15 protein-coding genes are annotated in these 16190 nt (G+C 69.3%); 6 read left to right on the top strand and 9 right to left on the bottom strand.

The features are described from left to right. Positions 1–54: 54 nt before the first annotated feature. The 5 genes from ACXJLU_RS20135 to ACXJLU_RS20115 all read left to right on the top strand — a co-directional run bounded on the left by ACXJLU_RS20135 (position 55) and on the right by ACXJLU_RS20115 (position 4713). On the top strand, positions 55–882 hold the full coding sequence (locus tag ACXJLU_RS20135; protein ID WP_457333995.1) for an AraC family transcriptional regulator: 828 nt from the start codon (positions 55–57) through the stop codon (positions 880–882). A gap of 108 nt (positions 883–990) precedes the next feature. After that, complete coding sequence (locus ACXJLU_RS20130) at positions 991–2256, top strand: roadblock/LC7 domain-containing protein (RefSeq protein ID WP_457333993.1); 1266 nt, start codon at positions 991–993, stop codon at positions 2254–2256. Between the two features lie 77 nt (positions 2257–2333). Further along, positions 2334–3443: a quinolinate synthase NadA gene (gene nadA, locus ACXJLU_RS20125; RefSeq protein WP_073465354.1), complete on the top strand. Its 1110-nt coding sequence runs from the start codon at positions 2334–2336 to the stop codon at positions 3441–3443. Beyond that, positions 3440–4315 (top strand): carboxylating nicotinate-nucleotide diphosphorylase, encoded by an 876-nt coding sequence (nadC, locus tag ACXJLU_RS20120; protein WP_457333991.1) that lies wholly within the window; start codon positions 3440–3442, stop codon positions 4313–4315. Before nadA ends, nadC begins: the two co-directional genes overlap by 4 nt. Before the next feature lie 110 nt (positions 4316–4425). After that, the gene (locus tag ACXJLU_RS20115) at positions 4426–4713 is read left to right on the top strand and encodes a late competence development ComFB family protein (protein ID WP_457333989.1); all 288 of its coding nucleotides are present in this window, start codon (positions 4426–4428) and stop codon (positions 4711–4713) included. Here the strand turns inward: ACXJLU_RS20115 and nadB are convergent. Continuing rightward, complete coding sequence (nadB, locus tag ACXJLU_RS20110) at positions 4710–6326, bottom strand: L-aspartate oxidase (protein ID WP_457333987.1); 1617 nt, start codon at positions 6324–6326, stop codon at positions 4710–4712. The two genes, ACXJLU_RS20115 and nadB, sit on opposite strands and share 4 nt — an antisense overlap. Positions 6327–6523: 197 nt before the next feature. Between nadB and ACXJLU_RS20105 the strand changes: the two genes are divergently transcribed. Further along, positions 6524–7912, top strand: a complete 1389-nt coding sequence (locus ACXJLU_RS20105; protein ID WP_457333985.1) for a hypothetical protein — start codon at positions 6524–6526, stop codon at positions 7910–7912. On the opposite strand, the gene clpB is transcribed toward ACXJLU_RS20105, so the two are convergent. From clpB to ACXJLU_RS20065, 8 genes are read right to left on the bottom strand one after another with little or no spacing between them, the layout of a single operon-like run. Next, a complete protein-coding gene (clpB, locus tag ACXJLU_RS20100; protein ID WP_457333983.1) occupies positions 7913–10504 on the bottom strand; it encodes an ATP-dependent chaperone ClpB in 2592 nt (863 codons plus the stop codon). Positions 10505–10558: 54 nt separating this feature from the next. Further along, positions 10559–10948, bottom strand: coding sequence for a fluoride efflux transporter CrcB (gene crcB, locus ACXJLU_RS20095; protein WP_457333981.1), 390 nt, complete (start codon positions 10946–10948; stop codon positions 10559–10561). Next, complete coding sequence (moaE, locus tag ACXJLU_RS20090; RefSeq protein ID WP_457333979.1) at positions 10945–11427, bottom strand: molybdopterin synthase catalytic subunit MoaE; 483 nt, start codon at positions 11425–11427, stop codon at positions 10945–10947. Before moaE ends, crcB begins: the two co-directional genes overlap by 4 nt. A 1-nt stretch (position 11428) precedes the next feature. Further along, a complete protein-coding gene (locus tag ACXJLU_RS20085) occupies positions 11429–11680 on the bottom strand; it encodes a MoaD/ThiS family protein (protein WP_457333977.1) in 252 nt (83 codons plus the stop codon). After that, complete coding sequence (locus ACXJLU_RS20080; protein WP_457333975.1) at positions 11677–12948, bottom strand: molybdopterin molybdotransferase MoeA; 1272 nt, start codon at positions 12946–12948, stop codon at positions 11677–11679. Before ACXJLU_RS20080 ends, ACXJLU_RS20085 begins: the two co-directional genes overlap by 4 nt. Continuing rightward, entirely contained in the window at positions 12920–13450 is a 531-nt protein-coding gene (gene mobB, locus ACXJLU_RS20075) for a molybdopterin-guanine dinucleotide biosynthesis protein B (protein ID WP_457333973.1), read from the bottom strand. The genes ACXJLU_RS20080 and mobB overlap by 29 nt, the downstream gene beginning before the upstream one ends. Then, positions 13447–14853 carry a threonine synthase gene (thrC, locus tag ACXJLU_RS20070; protein ID WP_457333971.1) on the bottom strand — a complete coding sequence of 469 codons (1407 nt, stop codon included), beginning with the start codon at positions 14851–14853 and terminating at the stop codon, positions 13447–13449. The genes mobB and thrC overlap by 4 nt, the downstream gene beginning before the upstream one ends. Continuing rightward, positions 14850–16175 (bottom strand): homoserine dehydrogenase, encoded by a 1326-nt coding sequence (locus ACXJLU_RS20065; RefSeq protein WP_457333969.1) that lies wholly within the window; start codon positions 16173–16175, stop codon positions 14850–14852. Before ACXJLU_RS20065 ends, thrC begins: the two co-directional genes overlap by 4 nt. Positions 16176–16190 lie beyond the last annotated feature (15 nt).

Below are 16190 nucleotides of genomic sequence, written 5' to 3'. Positions count from 1 at the left end.
ACGGCACGGCCGGATTGCGATAGCCTGTCAATCCTTGTCGAGATCCTGCCAACCATGATCACCCCACCGATCAGCCCGCTGACGCCGCACCTCTACACGCCGACGCCGCAGCGCCCGCTGCGCGCGAAGAAGCACCACCTGAGCACCGACACCCGCGTGGTCCCGCACGACCACCCGTGGGCGCAGATCGCGCTGTCGTCGACCGGCGTCGTGCGGCTGACGATGGAGCACGGCACCTACCTCGTGCCGCCATCGCGTGCGCTGTGGATCCCGGCCGGCATGGAGCACGCCGTCAGCGTCGTCGAAGACGCCGACCTGCGCACGCTGTACCTGCTGCAGCCGCGCGGCCGCAGCGGGCCGGGCGTCGCGCCGGCCGAGCAGGCGCCGTGGCGGCAGTGCCGGGTGCTCGAGGTCTCGGAGCTGCTGCGCGCGCTGGTGCTCGAAATGAACGTGCAGCCCGACGGCGGCCCGCCGCTCGACCACGACACGCTGCAGCGCGAGCAGCGGCTGAGCGCGCTGATCCTCGACGAACTGCGCCGTGCACGCCCGGTGCGGCTGGGCGTCGACCTGCCCACCGACAAGCGGCTGCGCACGCTCTGCGAGGCGGTGCTCGACGATCCGACACGCCATGCCACGCTCGATGGCTGGGCGCGCGACACCGGCGCGAGCCCGCGCACCGTCGCGCGGCTGTTCCGCCAGCAGCTCGGCACCACCTTCGTGCAGTGGCGCCAGCAGGTGCTGCTGGCCAAGGCCTTGTCGATGGCGGCGCGCAAGCAGCCGATGGGTGTGATCGCCGCCGAGCTGGGCTACGCGAGTGCCAGCGCCTTCAGCGCGATGGTGCGGCGCTCGGTGGGCGCGCCGCCGAGCCGTTTCTTCAGCTAGGACTTCAGCCAGGACAACCCCTTCCCCCGCAAGGGGGTAGTCAATTTGGGGATGGCCGGATGCGCCCCTCCCCCTAGACTGGACAGCATCAACTGCCGGGAGCACCCCATGTTGTCATCGCTGTTCGGAGACCTGCGCGGCGACCAACCCGAGGATCGCAAGCCCGGTTTCGCCGCCACCTCGATCATGGAGAGCATCGCCACCGAGGTGAACGACCAGGGGCAGATGGTCGACCGCCACCTGCGCGACCTGGTCGTCACCGGCTCGTCGGCGCAGGCCATCCGCGAGCACTTCGCCGCCACGCGCGCCGACCTCGAAACCGCCACCCGCCACATCGCGCTGCACGACCCGACCGGCGTCTGGGCCAGCGCCGTCGTGAAGGCGCTGTCGGACGCCAGCGGCCGGCCGATCGAGCGACTGCACCTGCGCGAGCACACCACGCTGCGCACGCTCGCGATGATCGAGCGCACGACGCTGGAGCGGCGCGACGAAGGCCTGCTGCGCATCTACCACGCCGACGTGCGCGCGCCGGGTCCCGACAACGCCGCGATCCCGATCGCGCTGATGGAGCGCAGCCACATGACCGCGGTGATCGTCGGCGCGATGCAGCCGCATGCGATCGACGGCATGCTCAACACGCTGTACGACGCGGTGAACCAGCCCGGCTGGCGCTGCCCGACGCTGCTCTTCATGCTGCCGCCGAACGGCGTGTGGATCGCCAACAAGATCGGCATGATCCAGTGGCCGCAGCGCCTCAAGGTGCAGGTGCTGAACGAATCGCTGTCGAGCGCGTCGGCGGTGTGGAACGCGCTGCTGGGCCAGTGGAACCGCGTGAAGACCGAACCGGTCTGGGGCCCGCCGCCGGTGGCCGCGCTCGCGTCGGTGCAGGGGCCGGACGGCTTCCCGATCAAGGTCGCCGATCTCGATGCGGCGGCAGCCGCCGGGGCCGCCGAGTCGTCGCTGCGGAGCAGCGCCGTCACGAAGGCGCCGGTGCGCGCGATGCTCGATCCGCAGCGCGCGGCGCATGCGCTCGACGCGATGCTGCAGGTCGACGGCCTGATGGGCTGCGCGGTCGTCGACACCGCAACCGGCCTGGTCGTCACGCAGAAGGTGCGCGAGGAGCACCCGGTCGACATCGACCTGGCGGCTGCCGCCTGCACCCAGGTGCTGCGCGTGCACGACCGCCATGCGCGCGACATGGGCCTGACCGATGCGGTGCACGAGATCATGACCAGCACGCCGACGCGCCACCACCTGATCCGTTCGCTGTCGCGGCACGGCGGGCTGTTCATTTTCGCGCTGCTCGACAAGCAGCGCAGCAACCTCGCGCTGGCGCGCTACAAGCTGATGGAGGCCGAACAGAGCCTGTCGTAGGGCCCACCGGGCGAGGGGTCGTCATCCCTCCGATACCATTGCCCGATCGCAGCGCTGCTGCGGCCGCAGCCAATGACATGAGCCAAGAAGTTCTCTTCGACTACCCGCTGCAAGACGCAGCCGGCGCCACCTGCACGGCCCACGCCTGGGCCAAGGTGCCCGAACCGCTGACGCCGGCCGGCCGTGCCGACCACAAGGCCCGCGCGAAGGCGCTGCTCGCGCAGCACGACGCGGTGCTGGTTGCCCACTACTACGTCGACGGCGACCTGCAGGACCTGGCGCTGGAAACCGGCGGCCTGGTCGCCGATTCGCTCGAGATGGCGCGCTTCGGCCGCGACCACCCGAGCAAGACGCTGGTCGTCGCCGGCGTGCGCTTCATGGGCGAGACCGCGAAGATCCTGAGCCCCGGCAAGCGCGTGCTGATGCCCGACCTCGACGCGACCTGCTCGCTCGACCTCGGCTGCCCCCCCGACGACTTCGCGCGCTTCTGCGACGCCCACCCCGACCGCAAGGTCGTCGTCTACGCCAACACCAGCGCCGCCGTGAAGGCGCGCGCCGACTGGATGGTCACCAGCTCCTGTGCGCTCGCGATCGTGCGGCACCTGAAGGACCGCGGCGAAAAGGTGCTGTGGGCGCCCGACCGCCACCTCGGCCGCTACATCCAGGAAGAAACCGGCGCCGACATGCTGATGTGGAACGGCGCCTGCATCGTGCACGACGAGTTCAAGGGCCTGGAACTCGACCTGCTGAAGGCCGAATACCCCGGCGCCAAGGTGCTGGTGCACCCGGAATCGCCGAAGTCGGTGGTCGAGCAGGCCGACATGGTCGGCTCCACCTCGCAGCTGCTGAACGCGGTGCTGCAGATGGATGCGAAGCACTTCATCATCGCGACCGACAACGGCATCCTGCACCGCATGCGCCAGCTCGCGCCCGACAAGATCCTGATCGAGGCGCCAACCGCCGGCAGCAGCGCCACCTGCAAGAGCTGCGCGCACTGCCCGTGGATGGCGATGAACGCGCTGCAGGGCGTCGTCGCCTGCCTGGAACACGGCAGCGGCGAGATCCACGTCGACGAGCCGGTGCGCAGCCAGGCGCTGGGCTGCATCGACCGCATGCTCGATTTCGTCAAGGCCAACCCGTCGAGCACGCAGAAGCTCGGCATGGTCAAGAACATCGGTGCCGCATGACGATCGCTTTCGAGTTCGATGAGACGCTGGAACAGGCCCGCACCCGCAACATCCGCGATGCGCTGGCCGAAGACATCGGCCGCGGCGACTGGACCGCGCAGCTCGTGCCGGCCGGGCGCCGCGTGCGCGCCCGCGTGCTGGTGCGCGAAGACGCGGTGCTGTGCGGCCGCGACTGGTTCGACGGTTGCGTGCGCGCGCTCGATGCGCAGGCCGCGATCGACTGGCACGTCGACGAAGGCGCGCGCATGGCGCCCGACACGCTGGTGTGCCACATCGAGGCCGATGCCCGCGCGCTGCTGTCGGCCGAGCGGCCGGCGCTGAACTTCCTGCAGCTGCTGTCGGCCACCGCCAGCGTCACGCGCCGCCATGTCGACGCGATTGCCGGCGCGTCGCCGAACCCGCGCGGCTGCGCGATCCTCGACACCCGCAAGACGCTGCCCGGGCTGCGGCTCGCGCAGAAGTACGCGGTGCGCATCGGCGGTGGCCAGAACCAGCGGCTCGCGCTGTGGCACGGCATCCTGATCAAGGAGAACCACATCGCCGCGGCCGGCGGCGTGGCGGCTGCATTGCGCAACGCCCAGGCGCTGCAATCGGGCGTCGACATCCAGATCGAGGTCGAGGGCATCGCGCAACTGCGCGAGGCGCTGGAGGCCGGCGCTGTCAGCGTGCTGCTCGACAACTTCGACGAGGCGCTGATGCGCGAGGCGGTGGCCGTGACGGCCGGGCGCGCGCTGCTCGAGGTCTCGGGCAACGTGCAGCTCGACCAGGTGCGGCGCATCGCCGAGACCGGCGTCGACCGCATCTCGATCGGCCGATTGACGAAGGACGTGAAGGCCACCGACTACTCGATGCGGGTGCTGGAGCGGATCTGACTGCGGGTGAGAGTTGCCGTCGGCGCGGACTTTTGCCGCACTCTCGGGATGGCCGCCGCGGCCCGCACTGACTACAGTCGATGGGACATCCTGACCGAATGGCGGACCCCATGAGCGCAGACTTCGACACGATCTTCAATTACAACGAGCGCGCCGTCTTCGAGGCGGTGTCCGCGGCGGCCACCCAGCACCCGCACCTGCATGGCAGCGAGTTGCTCGCCGACATCGCCTGCGTCGCGCTGAACCGGCTGCCGCCGCGCTACATCCGGCATGCGGTCGATTTCTCGTTCTACCTGAGCGAGAAGGAACGCCACGCGATCGAGGTGGCGATCAACGAGGCGGTCGATTTCGCGTTCCAGTTCGTGCTGGCCCGCACCGCGATGAAAGCCCGGAACTAGCCCCGGCTGGTCGCCGGCCGTACCAGGATGGTCGGGAAGCTGACCGGCAGCGTGCGCGGGAAATCGCGGCTGAAATGCAGCCCGCGGCTCTCATGCCGCATCAGCGCCGAACGCACGATCAGCTCGGCGCAATCGACCAGGTTGCGCAGCTCCAGCAGGTCGCGCGTGACGCGGAAGTTCGCGTAGTAGTCGTCGATCTCGTTGCGCAGCAAATCGATGCGGTGCAGCGCCCGCTCCAGCCGCTTGGTCGTGCGCACGATGCCGACGTAGTTCCACATCAGCAGGCGCAGCTCGTCCCAGTTGTGCGCGATCACCACCTGCTCGTCGGCGTTCTCGACCTGGCTCTCATCCCAGGCCGGCAGCCCGGGCTGCTCGCTCGGCGCGTTCGACAGGATGTGGTCGGCGCAGGTCTTGCCGAGCACCACGCACTCGAGCAACGAGTTGCTGGCCAGCCGGTTCGCGCCGTGCAGCCCGGTGTAGGTGGTCTCGCCCACTGCATACAGCCCCGGCAGGTCGCTGCGCCCGTGCAGGTCGCTGACGACGCCGCCGCAGGTGTAGTGCGCGGCAGGCACCACCGGGATCGGCTGGGTCGTGATGTCGATGCCGAGCTTCAGGCAGCGCGCATGGATGGTCGGGAAATGTTCCTTCAGGAACTCGGCGCCCAGGTGGGTCGCGTCCAGCAGCACGTAGTCGACGCCGTGCTTCTTCATCTCGAAGTCGATCGCGCGGGCCACGATGTCTCGCGGCGCCAGCTCGCCGCGCGGGTCGTGCGCCTGCATGAAGCGGGCGCCGTCGGGCAGCAGCAGGTGGCCGCCCTCGCCGCGCAGCGCCTCGGTGATCAGGAAGCTGCGCTCCTGCGGGTGGTACAGGCAGGTCGGGTGGAACTGGATGAACTCCATGTTGCCGACCCGGCAGCCGGCCCGCCAGGCCATCGCGATGCCGTCGCCGGTGGAGGTGTCGGGGTTGGTCGTGTAGCGGTACACCTTGCCGGCGCCGCCGGTGGCCATCACCACCGCCGACGCGGCCAGCGTCTCGACCCGCTGGTTGTCGATGTCGAGCGCGTAGATGCCGTAGCAGCGTGGCAGCTCGTCGCGCTTCAGGTGGCGCGAGGTGATGAGGTCGACCGCCATCCAGCGCTCGAGCATGCGGATGTTCGGGTGGCGCTTCACCTCGTCGAGCAGCACGTCGTGGATGGCCTTGCCGGTCGCGTCGGCCGCGTGCGCGATGCGGCGCACCGCATGGCCGCCTTCGCGCGTCAGGTGCAGGCCGAGCGGGCCTTCGGGGTCGGGCGAGAACGGCACGCCGCGCTCGACCAGCCATTCGATCGCCTGCGCACTGTGCTGCGCGATGAAGCGCGCGGTGTGCTCGTCGACCAGGCCGGCGCCGGCGTCCTGCGTGTCGCGCACGTGCGATTCGATGCTGTCGTCGGTGCCGAGCACGCCGACGATGCCGCCCTGCGCCCATGCGGTGGCGGCCTCGTCGAGGTTGCGCTTGGCCAGCACGACCACCGGGCGGGTCTGCGCGATGTGCAGCGCGACGGTCAATCCCGCCAGGCCCGCGCCGACGATCACGACCGGCAGGGAAGAAACAGCTTCAGCGCGCGACGGGGCCATGAGGCGGACGCAAAGTGGGAGGTGGGCGATTCTATCGGCGCGCCCATGGCCCCCGTGGCACCCATGGCAAAGGCCGGGCCGCGCGTCAAGCCCCAAGTCGGCGGAGCAACGACATGTTTTTTGCGACCTTTGCCCCTGTCACATCCTGAAACAAGCTCCTACACTGCCCCGTCAGATCATCCCCAGCAGCAGGTCCCATGTCGAGCATCCCCCCTTCTTCCACCGGTACCGATCCCCAGGGTGGAGGCGTCGAAGACGGCTGGCAGGCGACACGGGCCCAGACCCAGGTGGCCACCGAACTCCTCGCCGAGGCGGACGACGACGCGGCCGACGGGCAGCGCGACATCGGCCGCCAGGTCAGCGCCGACCAGCGCGAGCTGTTCGTCTCGTGCGACCCGGCCGAGGCGATGCAGCAGCAGTTCGAGCTGCTGCAACCCGACTACATCGCGCTGCACGACGTCGGCACCGTGTCGTCGCGCAAGCTGCTGGCCGGCGTGGCCACCGCCAGCAACCGCACGCTGCAGAAGCTCGTGATCCGCCGCCAGGGCTACGGCACGCCGCTCGCGACGCTCGAGTTCGTCGATTTCCCCGGGGCCGACGGCAACCTGCTGCGGCTGTACACCACGCAGGCCGATGCCGACACCGTGTCGCGCCAGGCGCTCGCGCGCGTGCTGATGGGCTACAGCCAACTCGCGGTGCTGATGCTCGGCGCGCTGCCGGCTCATCTGCTCGAATCGACGCTGAAGCCGCTGCACGAGGCCATGGTCACCGGCCCGTGGTTCAACCGGCACATGCTGCTGCTGCCGCTGACGGCGACCACCGCCACGCTGACGAGCTTCGCCACCGACATGGCCCGCGGCACCGGCGTGAACGTGCGCACCACGCCGCAGGTGACGCGGCCGGCCGATGCCTGGGGCTTCATCAGCGGAACCTGGAACAAGCTGCGCGAGCAAGGTGTCGGCGCGCGGCCGGCCGGCACACCGGCGCCGCCGCCCGGCCTGAACGCGATGCCGCCGATGGCGCCGCGGCCCAGCGGGTCGTTCTCGCCGTCGGTGCCGGCTGCGCTGGCGGCACCCACCCCGACATTGCCGCTGGCCACGCCGCCCGCGGTGGCCTACCCGACCTCGTACGCGGCGATGCCGCCGACGCCACAGCAGGCGATGTTCGCACCCTCGTCGACCGCGATGCGGCCGATGCCGCCGACCCGGCCGGTGGCGCCGACGCAGCCCGATTCGCCGCTGCAGCGCTACGTGAACCAGTTGATCGAGCTGACCGGCATGGTCAGCTGCTGCGTGTTCGACATCGCCAGCGGCCGCGACCTGGTGCATGCCGGCGCGCGGCCCTCACCCGACATCCTGGCCCACCATGGGGCGGCACTGCTCGGCGCGATGACGGCCACCGCCCGCACGATGGGTCTCGGCCACGCGGTGCCCGAGGCCGCGATCACGCTGGGAGCGCACCACCTGCTGCTGCGCGCGGTGCCGAACCATCCGGGACTGGCGCTGCATGCGGTGCTCGACAAGACGCACGCGAACCTGACGCTGGTGCGGCTGCAGGTCGTCCGGATGGACAACCTGCTCGACTGATCAATGCACGACGCGTGAGAAGCTGAACTCGGTCCCGTTCACATCCACCGGGATCACGTCCTTCGGCCCGAACCTGCCCTCGAGGATCAGCTTCGAGACCGGGTTCTCGATCTTCTGCTGGATCGCCCGCTTCAGCGGCCGTGCACCGAACACCGGATCGAAGCCGACCTTCGCCAGCGCCGCCAGCGCGGCCGCTGACACGTCGAGCTTCATCTCGAGCTTGTCGAGCCGCTGCTCAAGCGTCTTCAGCTGGATGCGCGCAATCGCCTCGATGTTCTTCGCGTCCAGCGCATGGAACACCACCGTCTCGTCGATGCGGTTCAGGAATTCCGGGCGGAAATGCTGCTTCACCTCTTCCCACACCGCCGCGCGGATGGCCTCGGGGTCCTGCCCCACCATCTGCATGATCTGGTGCGAGCCCAGGTTCGAGGTCATCACGATCACCGTGTTCTTGAAGTCCACCGTGCGGCCCTGCCCGTCGGTCAGCCGGCCATCGTCGAGCACCTGCAGCAGCACGTTGAAGACATCCGGGTGCGCCTTCTCGACCTCGTCGAGCAGCAGCACGCTGTACGGCTTGCGGCGCACCGCCTCGGTCAGGTAGCCGCCCTCGTCGTAGCCGACGTAGCCGGGCGGCGCGCCGATCAGCCGGCTCACCGAATGCTTCTCCATGAACTCGCTCATGTCCATGCGGATCAGGTGATCCTCGCTGTCGAACAGGAAGCCGGCCAGCGCCTTGCACAGCTCGGTCTTGCCGACACCGGTGGGCCCGAGGAACAGGAACGAGCCGGTCGGGCGGTTCGGATCGGACAGGCCCGCGCGCGAGCGGCGGATCGCATCGGCCACCGCGGTGATGGCTTCGTCCTGGCCGACCACGCGCTCATGCAGCTTGCCTTCCATCTGCAGCAGCTTCTCGCGCTCGCCCTGCATCAGCTTCGACACCGGGATGCCGGTCGCGCGCGCGACCACCTCGGCGATCTCCTCGGCACCGACCATCGTGCGCAGCAGCTGCGGGCGGCTCGCATCGGCGCCCTTCCTGACCTCGGTGGCCTGCGCGTCCTTCAGCGCCTTCTCCAGCTCCGGGAGCTTCCCGTACTGCAGCTCGGCCACCTTGTTGAAATCGCCCTTGCGCTTGAACTCCTCGATCTGGAAGCGGATGCGGTCGATCTCTTCCTTCACATGCGCCGAGCCCTGGGCGGCAGCCTTCTCGGCCTTCCAGATCTCTTCCAGGTCGGCGGCCTCGCGCTGCAGGCGCACGATCTCTTCCTCGATCAGGCCCAGGCGCTTCTGCGAGGCTTCGTCCTTCTCGCGCTTGACGGCCTCACGCTCGATCTGCAGCTGGATCAGCCGGCGGTCGAGCTTGTCCATCACCTCCGGCTTGGAGTCGATCTCGATCTTGACCTTCGCCGCGGCCTCGTCGATCAGGTCGATCGCCTTGTCGGGCAGGAAGCGGTCGGTGATGTAGCGGTGGCTCAACTCGGCCGCGGCGACGATCGCCGGGTCGGTGATCTCGACGCCGTGGTGCACCTCGTACTTCTCCTGCAGCCCGCGCAGGATCGCGATCGTGGCCTCGACCGTCGGCTCGCCGACCAGGATCTTCTGGAAGCGGCGCTCCAGCGCGGCATCTTTCTCGATGTACTTGCGGTATTCGTCCAGCGTGGTCGCGCCGATGCAATGCAGCTCGCCGCGCGCCAGCGCCGGCTTCAGCATGTTGCCGGCGTCGATCGCGCCCTCGGCCTTGCCGGCGCCCACCATCGTGTGGATCTCGTCGATGAAGACGATGGTCTGGCCCTCGTCCTGCGCGACTTCCTTCAGCACTGACTTCAGCCGTTCCTCGAATTCGCCGCGGAACTTGGCGCCGGCCAGCAGCAAGGCCATGTCGAGCACCAGCACCCGCTTGCTCTTCAGCGAATCGGGCACCTCGCCGGCGACGATGCGCTGTGCGAGGCCCTCGACGATCGCCGTCTTGCCGACGCCCGGCTCGCCGATCAGCACCGGGTTGTTCTTGGTGCGGCGCTGCAGCACCTGGATCGCGCGGCGGATCTCGTCGTCGCGGCCGATCACCGGGTCGAGCTTGCCGCGGCGGGCGCGCTCGGTCAGGTCGATGGTGTACTTCTTGAGGGCTTCGCGCTGGCCTTCGGCATCGGCGTTGTCGACCTTCTGGCCGCCGCGCACCGCGTCGATCGCGGCCTCGAGCGCCTTGCGGGTCAGGCCGTGCTCTTTCACGAGCGGGCCGATCGCCGACTTGGCATCGGTCGCGGCGAGCAGGAACATCTCGCTCGCGATGAACTGGTCGCCGCGCTTGGTGGCTTCTTTTTCAGAGGCCTGCAACAGCGCGCCGAGTTCGCGGCTGGCTTGCACCTGCTCGCCGCCCTGCACCTGCGGGAACTTGCGCAGTTCGGTGTCGAGCGCCGATTGCAGCTTGGCCGAATTGACGCCGGCGCGCTCGAGCAAGGCCTTGGGGCCGTCAGCCTGGGCCAGCATCGCGGCCAGCAAGTGTGCTGGCTCGATGTAGGGGTTGTCGCGGTTCAGCGCGAGGCTCTGGGCCTCGCCGAGCGCTTCCTGGAACTTGGTGGTGAGCTTGTCGAGTCGCATGGGACGAATCCTCCGATTGCACCGGATTTGAGGGGGATCGTCCCGGATTTCAAGCTAAGCCAGAACAACCCTCGCAAGCTTGTATCCGACACCGGCACAGGCCAGCGACCCCAGCACGTGGGCCAGAGTGTGACCGACGGCCAGCGTCCATTCGTTGCGCTGGATCAGCGCGAGCGATTCGCCGGAGAACGACGAGAAGGTCGTCAGCCCGCCGAGGAAGCCGGTCACCGCCAGCAGCCGCAGCAGTTCGTTCGGGCTGCGCTGGAACCAGTACAGCGCGATGCCGATCAGCAGCCCGCCGGCGCAGTTGACCAGCAGCGTGCCGAGCGGGAAGCCCGCCCATTGCGCGTTCAGCCACAGCCCGGCCCACCAGCGCAGCAGCGCGCCGAAGACGGCCCCGGTCGCGACCGCCAGCACCTGCAGCCATGTGATGCCGGCCGTCATGGTGCGAGGTTCCCGCTGGTGATGCCCCAGCGCTGCAGCGCGGCATCATCGTGGCTGCGGGCATCGACCCAGCGCGCGCCTTGCGGCGTGTGCTCCTTCTTCCAGAACGGGGCTTGCGTCTTCAGGTAGTCCATCAGGAACTCGCAGGCTTCGAAGGCGGACCCGCGGTGGGCCGACGTGACGGCCACCAGCACGATCTGGTCCTGCGCATCGAGCACGCCGACGCGGTGGATCACGCGCGCGGCGCGGATGTCGAAGCGGGCCGTCGCCGCGTCGATCATCGCGTCGATCGCCTTCTCGGTCATGCCCGGGTAGTGCTCCAGCTCCATGCGGCTGACGTCGGCGCCCTCGCTGCGGTCGCGCACCGTGCCGACGAATGCCACCACCGCGCCGACGCCGCCGTCGCCCGCACGCAGGCCAGCCACCTCGGCGCCGAGGTCGAAGTCGTCGGTCTGGATCGAAACGCGCGTGCGGCTCATGTCAGCCTCCGGTGACGGGCGGGAAGAAGGCGAGTTCGGCGTCGTCGTGCAAGGGCGCGGCCTCGTCGCACAGCGCCTGGTCGAGCGCGCAGCGCAGGGCCTTGGTTCGCGCCAGTGCCGTTGCATGGCGCTCGTCGCGGGCGATCAGCGCATCGCGCGCCGCGGCCACGTTGACACCGTCTTGCAGCTCCAGCGTCTCGCCGCTGCCCAGCGCCTCGCGCAGCGATGCGAAATAGCGGATCCGCAGCTTCATGCCAACAGCTCCGAGAAGGGGATGTAGCGCACCGTGTCGCCGGCCGCAATGGTCTGGCCGGGCGGGTTGTCGACGAGACCGTCACCCCAGACCGCCGAGCTCAGCACGCCCGATCCCTGGTTCGGGAACAGCGCCAGCCCGCCTTCCGGCGTGCGGCGCACCCGCAGGAACTCGCGGCGCTTGTCCGGCTTCGGCCACGCGAAATCGGCCCGCATCGGCAGCCCGTTCGGCATCTCGGCCGCGGCGCCTTGCAGCCGCAGCAGCACCGGGCGTACCGCCAGCAAAAAGGTGATGAAGCTCGACACCGGGTTGCCCGGCAGCCCCATGAACCAGGCCTCGGTGAAGTCGCCGCGCCGCACGCTGCCGAACGCCAGCGGCTTGCCCGGCTTCAGCGCGATCTGCCACAGGTCGAGCCGCCCTTCGGCCTGCACGGCAGGGCGCAGGTGGTCTTCTTCGCCGACCGACACGCCGCCGCTGGTGACGATCAGGTCGTGTCCTTGCGCGGCCCGCATCAGCGCATCGCGCGTCGCGTCGAGCCGGTCGGGCACGATGCCGAGGTCGGTCACCTCGCCGCCCAGCGCCTGGATCAATGCCCGCAGCGTGTAGCGGTTGGAGTTGTAGATCGCGCCAGGACGCAGCGGCTCGCCCGGCATCACCAGCTCGTCGCCGGTGGAGAACAGCGCGACGCGCGGCCGGCGCATCACCGACAGCGTGGCTGCGCCGACCGACGCGGCCATGCCGAGCGCCTGCGGGGTCAGCCGCTGGCCGTGGGTCAGCACGGTGCTGCCTTCTTGCACATCCTCGCCGCGGCGGCGCACCCACTGCCCTGCCCCCGGCACCTCGTTGATCCGCACCTGGCCGTCGAGTGCCTCGCACTGCTCCTGCATCACGACCGCATCGGCGCCGGGCGGGATCGGCGCGCCGGTGAAGATGCGCGCCGCGGTGCCGGGCTGCAGCTCGTGCGGCACGCTACCGGCCGGGATGCGCTGGCTCACCGGCAGCAGCGTGCCGGCGCTCGGCACGTCGGCGCTGCGCAGCGCGTAGCCGTCCATCGCGGTGTTGTCGAGCGGCGGCACGTCGAGCCGCGAGTGCACGTCGGCGGCCAGCACGCGGCCGAGGGCGTCGAAGGTCGACAGCGTCTCGGCCTGGTCGGCCGGCAGCGGCTGCACCGCGGCCAGCAGGCGCGCCAGGGCGTCGTCGAGCGACAGCAGCGGTGACCGAGCCGCAGACGGCGAGCGGTCAGGGGATGGCGGGAGGCTGGTAGTCATAGCGCGAAGCATCGGCCAGCAGGAAGGCGGCCGCTGCCGCAGGGTCATTCAGGTCGAGCAGCGGGCGCGACGTGGGCTCGGGCAGCTGATCGGCGCTGTCGGTCGCGATCGCGACGATGAAGGGATCGGTCGGGTAGTTCGCCTGCTTGCCGGTGGCCGCGCGCCAGACCTCGATCTTCGGCAGGTCGGCATGCTTGAAGCCCTCGACCAGCACCCAGTCGCACTCGACCAGCTCGGCAATCAACTGGTGCACCGTCGGCTCGGTCAGTTGCTCGTACTCGCGGATCTTGGCAAGGCGCCGGTCCGACGCGATCACGATCTCGAAGGCGCCGGCCTGGCGGTGGCGGTACGAATCCTTGCCGGGCTGGTCGATGTCGAAATCGTGGTGCGCATGCTTGACCACCGACACCCGGTGGCCGGCCGCGCGCAGCAGCGGGATCAGCTGCTCGACCAGCGTCGTCTTGCCGGAGCCCGAGTAGCCGCTGAAGCCGATGACTTTCACGGGTGCGCGGTGATGTAGTGCTTGACCGCCGACGCATCGACCGGCATCACGACGAAGCGCTTCGGCAGGTCTTCGATGCCCTGCAGCAGGTGCGGCCTGGCCGGTTGCCGGTTCAGCGCCTCGATGATGGTGTCGGCGAACTTGGCCGGCAGCGCGGTCTCGAGCACGATCATCGGCACCGCCGGGTCGAGGTGCTCGAGCGCGACCTTCAGCCCGTCGGCGGTGTGGGTGTCGATCATCGCGCCGAAGCGTTCGTACGCGAGGCGGATCGTCGCGAGCCGGTCGGCATGCGTGCTGTGCCCCGACACGAAGCCGTAGCCGGCGATGCGCGCGAACTCGTCCGGCGTGATCGAGAAGCGGCCGTGCTGCTCGATCTCGGTCTTGAACAGCGCGCGGGTGCGCTCGCCGTCGCGGCCCAGCAGGTCGAACACGAAGCGCTCGAAGTTCGACGCCTTCGAAATGTCCATCGACGGGCTCGAGGTCTCGAAGGTCTCGCTGCCGGCGCGCACGCGGTAGGTGCCGCTGCGGAAGAACTCGTCGAGCACGCGGTTCTCATTCGTGGCCAGCACCAGCTGCTTGATCGGCAGGCCCATGCTGCGCGCGACGTGGCCGGCGCAGATGTTGCCGAAGTTGCCCGACGGCACCGCGAAGCTGACTTCCTTCGCACCATCGCGCGTGGCCTGCAGCCAGCCGGCGAAGTAGTACACCACCTGCGCCAGCAGCCGCGCCCAGTTGATCGAGTTGACGGTGCCGATGCGGTTCGCGCGCTTGAAGGCCAGGTCGTTGGAGACCGCTTTGACGATGTCCTGGCAGTCGTCGAACACGCCTTCGATCGCGATGTTGTGGATGTTGGCGTCTTGCAGGCTGAACATCTGCGCCTGCTGGAACGGGCTCATGCGGCCGTGCGGGCTCAGCATGAAGACGTTGATGCCCTGCTTGCCGCGCATCGCGTGCTCGGCCGCGCTGCCGGTGTCGCCCGAGGTCGCGCCGAGGATGTTCAGCGTCTCGCCGCGGCGGCCCAGTTCGTACTCGAACAGGTTGCCGAGCAGCTGCATCGCCATGTCCTTGAACGCGAGCGTCGGGCCGTTCGACAGGCCCTGCAGGTACAGGCCGGGCCGCAGCGCAGTGATCGGGGCGATCTCGACGCTGTTGAACACCGCGTGCGTGTAGGTCTTGGCGGTCAGGCGGCGCAGGTCGGCGGCCGGGATGTCGTCGATGTAGAGCGACAGGATCTCGAACGCGAGCTCGTGGTACGGCAGCTCGCGCCAGCGCGCGAGCGTCGCGGCATCGACCTGCGGGTACTGCGTGGGCAGGTAGAGCCCGCCGTCGGGCGCGAGGCCTTCGAGCAGGATGTCGCTGAAGCCGCGTTCGGTGAGATCACCGCGTGTGCTGATGTATTTCACGACAGCTCTTCCTTGCGGATGCGCACGATCGGCGCCAGCACGGTGGGCAGCGCCTGCATCTGCGCCAGCGCCTTGTTCATCTCGCCCTCGACGGTGTCGTGGGTCAGGATGATCACGTCGGTGTGGGCCTCGCCCTCGGCGGACTCGCGCTGCAGCAGCGCGTCGATCGAGATCTCGTGCTCGGCCAGGATGCCGGTGATGCGCGCCAGCACGCCGGCCTGGTCGGCCACCTGCAGGCGCAGGTAGAACGACGTGACGACCTGGTCCATGCCGAGGATCGGCGTGTCGGTGAGCTGGTTCGGCTGGAAGGCCAGGTGCGGCACGCGGTGGTCGGGGTCGGCGGTGTGCAGCCGGGTGATGTCGACCAGGTCGGCGACCACGGCCGACGCGGTCGGTTCGGACCCAGCGCCCTTGCCGTACGACAGCGTCGTGCCGACCGCATCGCCGTGCACGACGACGGCGTTCATCGCGCCCTCGACATTGGCGATCAGCCGCTTGGTGGGCACCAGCGTCGGGTGCACGCGCAGCTCGATGCCGGCGTTGCGGCCGAGGTCGTCGCGCCGCTTCGTGATGCCCAGCAGCTTGATGCGGTAGCCGAGCTGCTCGGCATAGGTGATGTCGGCGGCCTGCAGCTTCGTGATGCCCTCGATGTGGGCGCGCTCGAACTGCACCGGCGTGCCGAACGCGATCGCGCTCATGATGGTCAGCTTGTGCGCGGCATCGACGCCCTCGATGTCGAAGGTCGGGTCGGCCTCGGCATAGCCCAGGCGCTGCGCTTCTTTCAGGACCGCGTCGAAATCGAGGCCCTTGGCCCGCATCTCCGACAGGATGAAGTTGGTGGTGCCGTTGATGATGCCGGCGATCCATTCGATGCGGTTGGCCGACAGGCCCTCGCGCAGCTGCTTGATGATCGGGATGCCGCCGGCCACCGCGGCCTCGAAGGCCACCATCACGCCCTTGGCATGCGCGGCCGCGAAGATCTCGGTGCCGTGCACCGCGAGCAGCGCCTTGTTGGCGGTGACCACGTGCTTGCCGGCGGCGATGGCTTCCATCACCAGCGTGCGGGCGATGTCGTAGCCGCCGATCAGCTCGACGACGATGTCGATCGCCGGGTTCGCGATCACCTCGCGCGCATCGGCCACCACCTTCGCCGCATCGCCGACGATGCCCTTCGCACGTTCGACATTGCGCGCCGCCACCATCGTGATCTGAATGCTGCGGCCGGCGCGACGCCGAATTTCCTCCTGATTGCGCTGCAGCACGTTGAACGTGCCGCTGCCGACGGTACCGAGGCCGAGCAGACCGACTTGGATGGGTTTCATGGTGCGAGAGCGCCC

Source organism: Rhizobacter sp. P5_C2 (genome assembly GCF_054049715.1).
This window is presented reverse-complemented; position numbering and strand designations above follow the sequence as displayed.

What these genes read in the sequence shown, in the direction of transcription:
- ACXJLU_RS20135 (WP_457333995.1), top strand. Translation starts at nt 55, where the DNA reads ATGATCACCCCACCGATCAGCCCGCTGACGCCGCACCTCTACACGCCG.
- ACXJLU_RS20130 (WP_457333993.1), top strand. Translation starts at nt 991, where the DNA reads ATGTTGTCATCGCTGTTCGGAGACCTGCGCGGCGACCAACCCGAGGAT.
- nadA (WP_073465354.1), top strand. Translation starts at nt 2,334, where the DNA reads ATGAGCCAAGAAGTTCTCTTCGACTACCCGCTGCAAGACGCAGCCGGC.
- nadC (WP_457333991.1), top strand. Translation starts at nt 3,440, where the DNA reads ATGACGATCGCTTTCGAGTTCGATGAGACGCTGGAACAGGCCCGCACC.
- ACXJLU_RS20115 (WP_457333989.1), top strand. Translation starts at nt 4,426, where the DNA reads ATGAGCGCAGACTTCGACACGATCTTCAATTACAACGAGCGCGCCGTC.
- nadB (WP_457333987.1), bottom strand. Translation starts at nt 6,326, where the DNA reads ATGGCCCCGTCGCGCGCTGAAGCTGTTTCTTCCCTGCCGGTCGTGATC.
- ACXJLU_RS20105 (WP_457333985.1), top strand. Translation starts at nt 6,524, where the DNA reads ATGTCGAGCATCCCCCCTTCTTCCACCGGTACCGATCCCCAGGGTGGA.
- clpB (WP_457333983.1), bottom strand. Translation starts at nt 10,504, where the DNA reads ATGCGACTCGACAAGCTCACCACCAAGTTCCAGGAAGCGCTCGGCGAG.
- crcB (WP_457333981.1), bottom strand. Translation starts at nt 10,948, where the DNA reads ATGACGGCCGGCATCACATGGCTGCAGGTGCTGGCGGTCGCGACCGGG.
- moaE (WP_457333979.1), bottom strand. Translation starts at nt 11,427, where the DNA reads ATGAGCCGCACGCGCGTTTCGATCCAGACCGACGACTTCGACCTCGGC.
- ACXJLU_RS20085 (WP_457333977.1), bottom strand. Translation starts at nt 11,680, where the DNA reads ATGAAGCTGCGGATCCGCTATTTCGCATCGCTGCGCGAGGCGCTGGGC.
- ACXJLU_RS20080 (WP_457333975.1), bottom strand. Translation starts at nt 12,948, where the DNA reads ATGACTACCAGCCTCCCGCCATCCCCTGACCGCTCGCCGTCTGCGGCT.
- ACXJLU_RS20065 (WP_457333969.1), bottom strand. Translation starts at nt 16,175, where the DNA reads ATGAAACCCATCCAAGTCGGTCTGCTCGGCCTCGGTACCGTCGGCAGC.